This window comes from Brevibacterium sp. BDJS002 (genome assembly GCF_028201555.1).
Classification (GTDB): Bacteria; Actinomycetota; Actinomycetes; order Actinomycetales; family Brevibacteriaceae; genus Brevibacterium; species Brevibacterium aurantiacum.
In genome coordinates this window covers 2,627,163-2,639,613 of the sequence record NZ_CP116392.1, presented here as the reverse complement: position 1 = coordinate 2,639,613, position 12,451 = coordinate 2,627,163, and the positions used below count along the sequence as shown (strand labels likewise).

Annotated in this window: 6 protein-coding genes and 3 rRNA genes; 8 read left to right on the top strand and 1 reads right to left on the bottom strand. The window is 57.2% G+C overall.

What is annotated here, in order from left to right; genetic code table 11:
• Nucleotides 1-30 precede the first annotated feature (30 nt).
• The 8 genes from PGC08_RS12300 to PGC08_RS12265 all read left to right on the top strand — a co-directional run bounded on the left by PGC08_RS12300 (nt 31) and on the right by PGC08_RS12265 (nt 10,630).
• A complete protein-coding gene (locus PGC08_RS12300) occupies nt 31-276 on the top strand; it encodes a type II toxin-antitoxin system prevent-host-death family antitoxin (protein WP_101584913.1) in 246 nt (81 codons plus the stop codon).
• 9 nt (nt 277-285) lie between these two features.
• Complete coding sequence (locus PGC08_RS12295) at nt 286-543, top strand: type II toxin-antitoxin system RelE family toxin (protein WP_271708504.1); 258 nt, start codon at nt 286-288, stop codon at nt 541-543.
• Between the two features lie 106 nt (nt 544-649).
• Complete coding sequence (gene tyrS, locus PGC08_RS12290; RefSeq protein WP_069600350.1) at nt 650-1,936, top strand: tyrosine--tRNA ligase; 1,287 nt, start codon at nt 650-652, stop codon at nt 1,934-1,936.
• 298 nt (nt 1,937-2,234) lie between these two features.
• Complete coding sequence (locus tag PGC08_RS12285) at nt 2,235-2,636, top strand: YccF domain-containing protein (protein WP_009885325.1); 402 nt, start codon at nt 2,235-2,237, stop codon at nt 2,634-2,636.
• Nucleotides 2,637-3,174: 538 nt separating this feature from the next.
• A 16S ribosomal RNA gene (locus PGC08_RS12280) occupies nt 3,175-4,708 on the top strand.
• Nucleotides 4,709-5,118: 410 nt separating this feature from the next.
• Nucleotides 5,119-8,234: ribosomal RNA gene (locus tag PGC08_RS12275) — 23S ribosomal RNA — on the top strand.
• 157 nt (nt 8,235-8,391) lie between these two features.
• A 5S ribosomal RNA gene (gene rrf, locus PGC08_RS12270) occupies nt 8,392-8,510 on the top strand.
• The 16S, 23S and 5S rRNA genes sit together here, the layout of an rRNA operon.
• Nucleotides 8,511-8,833: 323 nt before the next feature.
• Nucleotides 8,834-10,630, top strand: coding sequence for a BCCT family transporter (locus tag PGC08_RS12265; protein WP_271708503.1), 1,797 nt, complete (start codon nt 8,834-8,836; stop codon nt 10,628-10,630).
• A gap of 257 nt (nt 10,631-10,887) precedes the next feature.
• Here PGC08_RS12265 and PGC08_RS12260 read toward each other — a convergent pair whose 3' ends face one another.
• Nucleotides 10,888-12,450, bottom strand: coding sequence for a GMC family oxidoreductase (locus PGC08_RS12260; protein ID WP_271708502.1), 1,563 nt, complete (start codon nt 12,448-12,450; stop codon nt 10,888-10,890).
• Between the last annotated feature and the right edge of the window lies 1 nt (nt 12,451).

Sequence of the window (12,451 nt, the reverse complement as noted above, 5' to 3'; positions counted from 1 at the left end):
ACAACTTGTACAAGTTGTACGCTTGGTGTTATGAGTTCAGTGACGTTATCCCAGTTCCGCAATCAGCAGAGTGACTACATTGCCGCTGCGCAGCGCGAGCCCGTCGAGATCACCTCGCGCGGGGCGGGCCGTCGTGCTGTCGTTGTGTCTCCGGAGTTCTATGATCGTGCTCTGCAGGCATTGGAGGATCAGGCTGATATTCGATCTGCCGCCGCGGCGCGTGATGAGTCCGAACAGGTCGCTCACGAGGACCTCGTCCGAGAGCTTGGCATCTGAGCTTCCTCGATGGGCTACTCGATCAGGTACGTCTCATCGGCGGCGAGGACGCTGCGCAAGCTCGATCAGCCTGTAGCACGGAGGTTGCTGGCTGCGATCGGTCAACTGGCCGAGGATCCTCGTCCAAAGGGGAGTATTCAGCTCAAGGGCGGTGACGGGGAACTTCGGATTCGGGTCGGCGATTACAGGATCATCTATGACGTAGACGATGGGGAACTTCTCGTGCTGGTCTTGCACCTTGGGCATCGACGTGAAGTGTATCGCTGAAAAGGATTCCGGTGCACCCAGGCGTGAGGGAATACCTCAGCACAACCCGTAGAATTGACTTCGTCGGCTTCTCGCCGACACTTCATACACATCTGAAAGGACCGAAGTGACCGACATCTTCAGTGAACTCAAGGCCCGTGGCCTCGTCTCGGTTTCGACCGACGAAGCCGCCCTGCAGAAGGCTCTCAATGAGGAATCGCTGACCTATTATGTCGGTTTCGATCCCACCGCACCCAGCCTGCACATGGGCAACCTGGTCCAGCTCATCACCGCAGCTCGCCTGCAGAAGGCCGGGCACAACCCGCTGGCACTCGTCGGCGGGGCAACCGGGCTCATCGGTGACCCCCGCATGTCGGGAGAACGCACGCTCAACCCGCGCGAGGTCGTCGAGGAATGGTTGGAAAAGATCCGGGCACAGGTCGAGAAGTTCCTCGACTTCAGCGGTCCGAATGCCGCGCAGGTCGTCAACAACTACGAGTGGACATCCGAGATGTCGGCCATCGATTTTCTCCGCGACATCGGCAAGCACTTCCCGATGAACCGAATGCTGGCCAAGGAATCGGTCTCGGCTCGCCTCAACAGCGAAGCAGGAATCTCCTTCACGGAGTTCTCGTACCAGGTGCTGCAGGGCAACGACTACCTCGAACTCCACCGCCGCTACGGCTGCTCCCTGCAGACCGGTGGTTCCGACCAGTGGGGCAACCTGACCTCGGGTGTCGACCTCATCCGCCGCGTCGAACAGCACAGTGTCCATGCCCTGGCCACACCGCTGATCACCAAGGCCGACGGCACCAAGTTCGGCAAGACCGAGTCCGGCACCGTGTGGTTGGACGAGAGCCTGACCAGCCCATACGCGTTCAGCCAGTTCTGGCTCAACGCCGATGACCGCGATGTCGTGAAGTACCTCAAGGTGTTCTCCTTCCGTTCGCTCGAGGAGATTGAGCAGATCGAGGCCGAGTTCACCGCGGCTCCACACACTCGCCTGGCCCAAAAGGTGCTGGCCGAGGATGTGACGACTCTGGTCCACGGCAAGGAGAAATACGAGCAGGCGATCGCTGCGGCTTCTGCCCTGTTCGGTGGGGGAGAGCTGGCCAGTCTCGATGCCTCCACCCTGGGGGCTGCGACATCCGAACTTCCTCGCGGCGATGTCAGCTCGGCCCAGTTGGCCGAGGGTGTACCCGTGGCCGACGCGTTCGTGACCGCCGGCATCGTCAAGTCCAAGGGCGAGGCACGTCGAGCCATCAAGGACGGCGGTGCCTACGTCAACAACGTCAAGGTCACCGGTGACGACCAGACCCTGACCCCCACCGAGGTGCTCCCTACCGAAGGCGGAGGAGTGATCCTCCTGCGTCGTGGAAAGAAGACCCTGGGGGCAGTTGACATCATCAGCTGAGCTCCATGACTGCCGACGACACCGTGCCCTTGATCAATTCGAGGGCACGGTGTCGTCGTATTCACCGTCGACACGGTGAAAGCACCGGAATCGACGGCGAGCTGCAATGGACAAGCGAATGACTTGTGATCGTCAATGACAAGTCATTCATTTGTACCGGTACTCGGACTGGCGCGTTGAGACTTCGGGAGTTCGAAGCTCTGGGGGATGTCATTCGTGAGATATCTGGACAGCCTCATGGCATCAACCGGCGTTGTGACCGAGACTGATATCAGTACTACGTCGAAACGAGGAGAACATGAGAACACTGCTCAACATCATCTGGTTCATCTTCAGCGGACTGTGGCTGGCGCTCGGCTACTACCTTGCCGGCATCATCTGCTGCATCCTCATCGTCACCATCCCCTGGGGGATCGCCTCCTTCCGGATCGGCAACTATGCGCTCTGGCCCTTCGGCCGTGAGGTCATCGAAACCAGGCCGGCGGGTATCGCAACGACGTTGGGCAACATCATCTGGGTGATCGTCGCCGGCATCTGGCTGGCCATCGGGCACGTGGTCACCTCGATCCCGCTGTTCGTCTCCATCATCGGGATCCCACTGGGATGGGCCAACATCAAACTCATCCCCGTCTCGCTGATGCCCCTGGGCAAAGAGATCGTCGACAGCGACTCCCTCATGCCCGGGTACCGCGGAGCCTGAGCCCGGCGCCACGCAACAAAGACCCGCATGTAGGGACTGAACCCTAGAATTCGGGGAACAAGAGGCCCGATGAGGCTCCGGTGACGGGTGTCACAGCCAAAGGTCCGGTTTCGAGTTGCACGCAGAGGCTGGCCTGGTCTAGAGTTGTATCTCGTTGCCCCGCAGAAAACGAACTCTTCGAGAACAGTTTTCACCGGGTGTGACCAGCACAAACACAGTTTGTCTGGTCCACACGGAAAATGTTGGTGGCAGCCAACAATTGAAACTGACACCCCCAGTGAACACGCCCCAATAATTGGGTCTGTGGTGATGGGTGAGTGTTTGTGGTTTGAGAATCCAATAGCGTGTTTGTTTGAACAAATAGTGATGCCAGAAACATTAAGTATTTCTGGTAAGACAATCACATGTTCACACATTTGTGGCCTCCCCTCGCCGGGTGGTCACGCCAGCATGTGTGGACATGATTAATTGGTCAGCCTCGGTCACCCCGTGATCGTTGGTTGGCTGTCTTGCTGGGATTCATTCGTAACATAATTTTTTTATGGAGAGTTTGATCCTGGCTCAGGACGAACGCTGGCTGCGTGCTTAACACATGCAAGTCGAACGCTGAAGCCCTGGTGCTTGCACCGGGGTGGATGAGTGGCGAACGGGTGAGTAACACGTGAGTAACCTGCCCCCGACTTCGGGATAAGCCCGGGAAACTGGGTCTAATACCGGATATGACCATGACTCGCATGTGTGATGGTGGAAAGTTTTTTCGGTTGGGGATGGGCTCGCGGCCTATCAGTTTGTTGGTGAGGTAATGGCTCACCAAGACGACGACGGGTAGCCGGCCTGAGAGGGCGACCGGCCACACTGGGACTGAGACACGGCCCAGACTCCTACGGGAGGCAGCAGTGGGGAATATTGCACAATGGGGGAAACCCTGATGCAGCGACGCAGCGTGCGGGATGACGGCCTTCGGGTTGTAAACCGCTTTCAGCAGGGAAGAAGCCTTTCGGGGTGACGGTACCTGCAGAAGAAGTACCGGCTAACTACGTGCCAGCAGCCGCGGTAATACGTAGGGTACAAGCGTTGTCCGGAATTATTGGGCGTAAAGAGCTCGTAGGTGGTTGGTCACGTCTGCTGTGGAAACGCAACGCTTAACGTTGCGCGTGCAGTGGGTACGGGCTGACTAGAGTGCAGTAGGGGAGTCTGGAATTCCTGGTGTAGCGGTGAAATGCGCAGATATCAGGAGGAACACCGGTGGCGAAGGCGGGACTCTGGGCTGTAACTGACACTGAGGAGCGAAAGCATGGGGAGCGAACAGGATTAGATACCCTGGTAGTCCATGCCGTAAACGTTGGGCACTAGGTGTGGGGGACATTCCACGTTCTCCGCGCCGTAGCTAACGCATTAAGTGCCCCGCCTGGGGAGTACGGTCGCAAGGCTAAAACTCAAAGGAATTGACGGGGGCCCGCACAAGCGGCGGAGCATGCGGATTAATTCGATGCAACGCGAAGAACCTTACCAAGGCTTGACATACACCAGACCGTTCTGGAAACAGTTCCTCCCCTTTGGGGTTGGTGTACAGGTGGTGCATGGTTGTCGTCAGCTCGTGTCGTGAGATGTTGGGTTAAGTCCCGCAACGAGCGCAACCCTCGTTCTATGTTGCCAGCACGTGATGGTGGGAACTCATAGGAGACTGCCGGGGTCAACTCGGAGGAAGGTGGGGATGACGTCAAATCATCATGCCCTTTATGTCTTGGGCTTCACGCATGCTACAATGGCTGGTACAGAGAGATGCGAGACCGCGAGGTTTTAGCGAATCCCTTAAAGCCAGTCTCAGTTCGGATCGTAGTCTGCAATTCGACTACGTGAAGTCGGAGTCGCTAGTAATCGCAGATCAGCAACGCTGCGGTGAATACGTTCCCGGGCCTTGTACACACCGCCCGTCAAGTCACGAAAGTCGGTAACACCCGAAGCCGGTGGCCCAACCCTTGTGGAGGGGGCCGTCTAAGGTGGGACTGGTGATTGGGACTAAGTCGTAACAAGGTAGCCGTACCGGAAGGTGCGGCTGGATCACCTCCTTTCTAAGGAGCACACATAAGAACCCCAACGTGTCACCCGTACGTGGTGCCGGTTGGGAGCTCAAGGGTGGAACATCATTATTTTCGCTCAACCCGCACAGCGTCGTTAAGGTTCATGCCTTGTCGACGGTGTGATGATGGTGGGCTAGAACGAACACGTTATTGGGTCCTGGAATCACAAACCAACCAGCAATGGTTGGGTGTGGTTTCAACCAACAGGACCAACCCGTCCAGACCAGCAGCCTTCGGTTGTGTGGGTGTGGGTGGTGTTTGGTAGTGGTTTGAGAATCGTATAGTGGACGCGAGCATCAACAGCCCGAACTTTGTTTGGGTTGTTATGTAATGTGATTTTTCTTGTGAAATCTTAGTGTGAAATTTTCGCACACACATTTTGCAACCAAATTTTTTGGGTGTGATGAGTGTGTAAGAGCGCATGGTGGATGCCTTGGCATCAGGAGCCGATGAAGGACGTGGAAATCTGCGATAAGCCTCGGGGAGCCGATAAACGGGCTGTGATCCGAGGGTGTCCGAATGGGGAAACCCCGCCACATGAGAGTGTGGTGACCCGCATCTGAATATATAGGGTGTGTGGAGGGAACGCGGGGAAGTGAAACATCTCAGTACCCGTAGGAAGAGAAAATAAAACATGATTCCGGGAGTAGTGGCGAGCGAAACTGGATCAGCCTAAACCGTGTGCGTGTCAAACGTGCTGGTGTTGCGTATGCGGTGTTGTGGGGAATGCGTGTTCGGTCCAGCATGACCGAGTCGTTGATGTGTGCTGCGTGTAGTCGAAGCTGGTGGGAAACAGTACCGGAGTGGGTGAGAGTCCCGTAGACGAAACATGTGGCCCCGACGATATGTGTTTGCCCGAGTAGCACGATACTCGTGGAATGTCGTGTGAATCTGCCAGGACCACCTGGTAAGGCTAAATACTTCCTGATGACCGATAGCGGATAGTACCGTGAGGGAATGGTGAAAAGTACCCCGGGAGGGGAGTGAAATAGTACCTGAAACCATGTGCTTACAATCCGTCAGAGCCTCCTTGTTGGGGTGATGGCGTGCCTTTTGAAGAATGAGCCTGCGAGTTAGCGGTGCGTGGCGAGGTTAACCCGAGAGGGGTAGTCGTAGCGAAAGCGAGTCCGAATAGGGCGTTTGAGTCGCGTGTCCTAGACCCGAAGCGGAGTGATCTAGCCATGGGCAGGGTGAAGCGTGTGTAAGAGCGCGTGGAGGCCCGCACCCACTTCAGTTGAAAATGGAGGGGATGACCTGTGGTTAGGGGTGAAAGGCCAATCAAACTCTGTGATAGCTGGTTCTCCCCGAAATGCATTTAGGTGCAGCGTTGCGTGGTTCTTGCCGGAGGTAGAGCTACTGGATGGCTGATGGGCCCCACCGGGTTACTGACGTCAACTAAACTCCGAATGCCGGTAAGGTTCAGCGTGGCAGTGAGACAGTGGGGGATAAGCTTCATTGTCGAGAGGGAAACAGCCCAGACCATCAACTAAGGCCCCTAAGCGTGTGCTAAGTGGGAAAGGATGTTCAGTTGCGAAGACAACCAGGAGGTTGGCTTAGAAGCAGCCATCCTTGAAAGAGTGCGTAATAGCTCACTGGTCAAGTGATTGAGCGCCGATAATGTAGCGGGGCTAAGTACACCGCCGAAGTTGTGGCAGCACCCCTTATAGCCGTAATGGTGGGGTGTTGGGTAGGGGAGCGTCGTGCTGGCAGTGAAGTCGCCGTGTGAACGAGTGGTGGAGCCGGTACGAGTGAGAATGCAGGCATGAGTAGCGAAAGACGGGTGAGAAACCCGTCCACCGGATGACCAAGGGTTCCAGGGCTAGGCTAATCCGCCCTGGGTAAGTCGGGACCTAAGGCGAGGCCGACAGGCGTAGTCGATGGACAACCAGTTGATATTCTGGTACCGACGCATAACCGTCAATACCAAAACACACGATACTAACCTCGGTGTTCTTCCGTGATGCCTTCGGGTGTCTGGTTGAAGGATTCTGTGGGACCTGAGTGTGGAGTCGGTAAGCGCGAGGTGTGACGCAGGAAGGTAGCCAGGCCACGCGATGGTAGTCGTGGTCTAAGGTCGTAGCATGTGGGGGTAGGTAAATCCGTCCCCACTCATAGTGTGAGAGCTGATGGGCGCCCCACTTGTGGTGGGGTGATCTGGTGATCCTATGCTGCCGAGAAAAGCATCGGCGTGAGGTTGTGTGTTGCCCGTACCCTATAACCGACACAGGTGGTCAGGTAGAGAATACTAAGGTGATCGAGAGAATCGTGGTTAAGGAACTCGGCAAAATGCCCCCGTAACTTCGGGAGAAGGGGGACCATCCTGGTGAAGCCAACTTGCTTGGTGATGTGCTGGTGGTGGTCGCAGAGGCCAGAGAGAAGCGACTGTTTATTAAAAACACAGGTCCGTGCGAAGATGTAAGTCGATGTATACGGACTGACGCCTGCCCGGTGCTGGAAGGTTAAGAGGACTCGTTAACCCCGTTAGGGGTGAAGCGGAGAATTTAAGCCCCAGTAAACGGCGGTGGTAACTATAACCATCCTAAGGTAGCGAAATTCCTTGTCGGGTAAGTTCCGACCTGCACGAATGGCGTAACGACTTCTCTGCTGTCTCAACCACGAACTCGGCGAAATTGCATTACGAGTAAAGATGCTCGTTACGCGCAGCAGGACGGAAAGACCCCGAGACCTTCACTATAGTTTGGTATTGGGATTCGGTGTGGTTTGTGTAGGATAGGTGGGAGACTGTGAAACTATCACGCTAGTGGTGGTGGAGTCGTCAAGTGAAATACCACTCTGACTATTCTGGATTTCTTAACTTCGGACCCTGATCGGGTTCAGGGACAGTGCCTGATGGGTAGTTTAACTGGGGCGGTTGCCTCCTAAAGAGTAACGGAGGCGCCCAAAGGTTCCCTCAGCCTGGTTGGCAATCAGGTGTCGAGTGTAAGTGCACAAGGGAGCTTGACTGTGAGACGGACGTGTCGAGCAGGAGCGAAAGCTGGGACTAGTGACCCGGCCATGGCTTGTGGAAGCGTGGTCGCTCAACGGATAAAAGGTACCTCGGGGATAACAGGCTGATCTTGCCCAAGAGTCCATATCGACGGCATGGTTTGGCACCTCGATGTCGGCTCGTCGCATCCTGGGGCTGTAGTCGGTCCCAAGGGTTGGGCTGTTCGCCCATTAAAGCGGTACGCGAGCTGGGTTTAGAACGTCGTGAGACAGTTCGGTCCCTATCCGCTGCGTGCGTAGGAAATTTGTGGAGGCCTGTCCTTAGTACGAGAGGACCGGGACGGACGAACCTCTGGTGTGCCAGTTGTACCGCCAGGTGCATGGCTGGTTGGCTACGTTCGGGAAGGATAACCGCTGAAAGCATCTAAGCGGGAAGCCTGCTTCGAGATGAGATTTCCAACCCATTAAGTTGGGGTGAGGTGTCCTATAGATTATGGGTTTGATAGGCCGGGTATGGAAGCACTGTGAGGTGTGGAGTTGACTGGTACTAATACGCCGATCACTCATCAACCCATTTGTTTGGTTGGTGTGTGCGTGTTTCACGCTATGGGTTTTACGAGATATTAACGAGTCACATTGTGTGTGGTGTTCGCGTTCGCTGTACGGTTCTTGGACCGCTACTACACTCTTGAGTCTTTTTGATTCGGGTGGTGGTGGTTTGTTGGTTTTGCGGTGGTGATAGTGGTGGGGAAACGCCCGGTTAACCGTTCCGATCCCGGTAGCTAAGCCCATTCGCGCTGATGGTACTGCAACTTGGTGGTTGTGGGAGAGTAGGTGACTGCCGCAATATTCTTTAGGTTGGCCATCCTGTCGTTGACAGGGTGGCCAACTTGTTTTTGGTTGGGGTCATTCCACTTTGGTGGGGTGGCCCCTTCCCTGCATTCACGATCGGTGTGGTGGGGGAGTGTTTCCTGACTCCAATCAGGGGAGGCTCCTCCACCATTCTTCATTCACGGCTTCGAGGTCTCGGAGCGCCTGCGAGCAGGAGATTCTCTCAATTCTGGGCCTGACCATCGGTTGAACTTTCCCAAATTCCTACGCGTGGTTCAGTCCACAATGATGGACTGTATAGGTAGTGTGGTGGTCACAACACGTAGGAAGGTACCGCTCATGCTCAACCGTCTGCACGATACCCTTAGGCTCCGGACCAACCCGGCGATCTTCTTTTCGTCAGCCGCGGTCATCATTCTGTTCGTGCTCGCCACGATCTTTTTCACCGACGCTCTCGACAGTGGTGTCTCTGTCGCGTCGGACTGGCTGCTGACGAACCTCGGATGGTTCTACATCCTCGGCGTCACCGTCTTTTTGGTCTTCCTCATCTACATAGCCGCATCACGGTACGGTCGGGCCAAGCTCGGCCCGGACAACGAGGAACCGGAGCACTCGAATGGTGCCTGGTTCGCGATGTTGTTTGCCGCCGGCATCGGATCGATCCTCATGTTCTGGGGAGTCGCGGAACCGGTCAGCCACTTCGGCGACCCACCTCGTGGGTCCTTGGGCATCGAACCCGGTACGGTCGAAGCTGCCACCGACGCGATGAACTTCACCTATTATCACTTCACCCTACATACCTGGACGATCTTCACCCTGCCGGCGTTGTGCTTCGCCTACTTCATTCACAAGAGGAACCTGCCACCGCGTGTGAGCTCCATCTTCCAGCCGATCCTCGGTGAGAAGATCCATGGTCCCATCGGCAAGTTCATTGACGTTGTCGCCATCATCGGCACCGTCTTCGGTATTGCGGTATCCATCGGTCTCGGCACACTGCAGATCAACGGTGGTCTGGCCCAGGTCATCGGCATCCCGGAGAATGCACTTTGGCAGCTCATCATCATCGGCGTGGTCTGCGGCTTGGCGACTATTTCTGTGTCAATGGGTCTGGACAAGGGCATCAAAGTGTTGTCGAACATCAACATCGTGGTAGCTGTTCTGTTGCTGATCTTCATCATCGTCCTCGGGCCCACCTTGTTCATGGCTCGCGGCATCTTCGAATCCTTGGGCACCTACATCCAGACGCTTCCGGAATTGGCACTGTGGAATGACACCTTCGCCGACACAGGCTGGCAGAACACCTGGACGGTCTTCTACTGGGCCTGGACCATCACCTGGTCGCCCTTCGTGGGTATCTTCATCGCCCGGATCTCCCGCGGTCGTACCATCAGGCAGTTCGTCATCGGAGTTCTCGCGATTCCGTCGGCCTTCTCCGTCATCTGGTTCGGAGTCTTCGGATACGCTTCCTTTGACATCGAGTTCAATCAGGGTGGTGGACTCGTCGATCGCGTCGTGGAACAGGGTGATGTCCCTGGTGCGCTGTTCGCATTCCTCGAGCATTACCCGCTAGCTGCGCCAGTGTCCGTTATCGCCATCATCTTGGTGATCATCTTCTTCGTCACCTCGGTGGACTCTGCGGCTCTCGTGGTGGACACGATGAACAACGGTCACGAAGACTTCAATCCGCTGGGGCAGCGAATATTCTGGGCTCTGGCTATTGCCGTTGTCACCGCGGCGCTGCTCGTCTTCTCCGGTTCGGGTGGACTCGAGGCACTGCAGTCGACGATCATCCTCGTCGGGCTCCCGTTCTTCATCATCGCGTACTTCCAGATCTACGCCCTCATGCGAGCGTTGCGTGAGGACGCCGGTGAACTGCCACGAGTGCGAATGCGCAAGTGGAAGAAGGTGCTCCCACCCGAAGAGGTCGAGCGCAGGGCCGATGAAGACGACGTCTTCGCTCATGAATACGACGATGAGGAAGAGGTCGTGACTGCTCCCGAAGCTGTTGAGCCGGCGCCGGAGTTCCGCGACCCCTACATCTCTGAAGATGGAAAGAAGAAGAAACGCTACGGAACGCTGGCCAGCCGGACGGGCAGCGCGAAGAGTGAGCCGGATCGCCCATCCTCATCCGAGTGAGGTGCTGAGTCCCGCTTAGGACGGGCAAAGCGACTGGCCATACCTGCATGTCAGGTGTGGCCAGTCGCTTTTTCTATCCATCAACCTGAGCATCGCCGTCCGAACTCGGCTGCTTGGACTGAGCCCCTGGCGATGAGCTTCTCGCCTGACAGATGACGAGGAGGGCCCCGCTTGTCAGCGGAGCCCTCCCAGACGGTCCATCTCCTTGCGTCAGAGCACTGTTCGGTCTCGACCGCTCAGCGCCAGGAGGCGAGGTATCAGGATCCTGATTTGATCATTTCAGCGCACTTCTCACCCATCATCATCACCGTGATGTTGGGGTTGACCGTCGTGATCTCCGGCATGGCCGAAGCATCGACGACGCGGAGGCGGTTGACGCCCTTGACCCGCAGCTGGGGATCCAGCGGCGACGACTGGTCATCGGCGGCACCCATGCGTGCTGTTCCCACCGGGTGGTAGACGGTGTTGTGGGTGCGGGTGATGTAGTCCTCGATCTGCTCATCGGTCTGCACATCCTTGCCGGGGAACAGTTCCTCACCGGCCCACTCGGACATGGCGTCCTGGGCGACGATGGCCCGAGCCTTGCGGATGCCGGCGATCATGACGCGCATATCGTGGCCCTCTGGATCGGTGAAGTACCGAGGGTCGACGTGGGGCTTGTCCCGGAAGTCACGCGAGCGCAGACGCACGGTGCCGCGTGAGCGGGCATGCGTGACATTGGGTGTCAGGCAGAAGGTGTTCTCCGACGTCGGGTATCCCTGACGCAGGGTATGCATGTCGAACGGCACGGAACCGTAGTGCATCATCAGGTCAGGGCGGTCCAGGCCCTCCTCTGTGGGGGTGAAGATGCCGGCTTCCCACCACTGGGTGGAGTCGTCGACCATGGGCTTCTTAGCATCCCAGGCGATGACACCTTCGGGGTGGTCCTGCAGGTGTTCACCGACTCCCGGCGAATCGACGCGAACATCGACACCCAGCTCGGCGAGGTGGTCCTTGGGTCCGATTCCGGAGAGCATCAGCAGCTGCGGGGTGTTGATCGCACCAGAGGAGACGATGACTTCCCGCTTGGCTTCGATGCGCTTGGTGTGACCGAAGGCGTTGTTGACGACGTGGACGCCGGTGCAGTTCTCCTGCTCATCGAACTCGAGGACCTTGGCCTGAGTGTCGGTGAGAATCGTGAGATTCTCACGGTCGAGGATCGGGTGCAGGTAGGACACCGAGGAGGACGAACGTGTGCCGTCGGCCTTGCGGTTGACCTGGAAGAAGTTGGCACCGTTGATGACGGTTTCACCTTCGTTGAACTGAACGCGGGGGATGCCCTCCTGCTCACAGGCGTCGAGCAGGGCAACACCGCAGGGATCGTTCGGCGGCACATTCATCAGGTGCACGGGGCCATCATGACCGTGGTGGTCACCGGGAAGCTCGTTGTTCTCCAGCTTCTTGTACAGGCCGAAGGTGTCCTTCGACCCCCACCCGGTGGCGCCGAACTTTGTCTCCCAGTCATCGAGATCCTCACGCGGTGCCCAGAAAGCAATGCACGAGTTGTGCGAGGAGCAGCCGCCGAGGACCTTCGCCCTGGCATGCCTCATATGAGAGTTGCCGTGCTCCTGCTCCTCGATGGGGTAGTCCCAGTCGAAGCCGGACTCGAGCAGTTCCATCCAGCGGTTGAGGCTGAGGATGACGTCCTCGCCGACATCGGTCGGGCCCGCTTCCAGCAGACCGACGCTGACGTCGGGATCCTCGCTGAGACGTGCTGCCACAGCTGCACCCGCGGAGCCTCCGCCCACGACGACATAGTCAAAGCTATGAGTTGTTTCCACG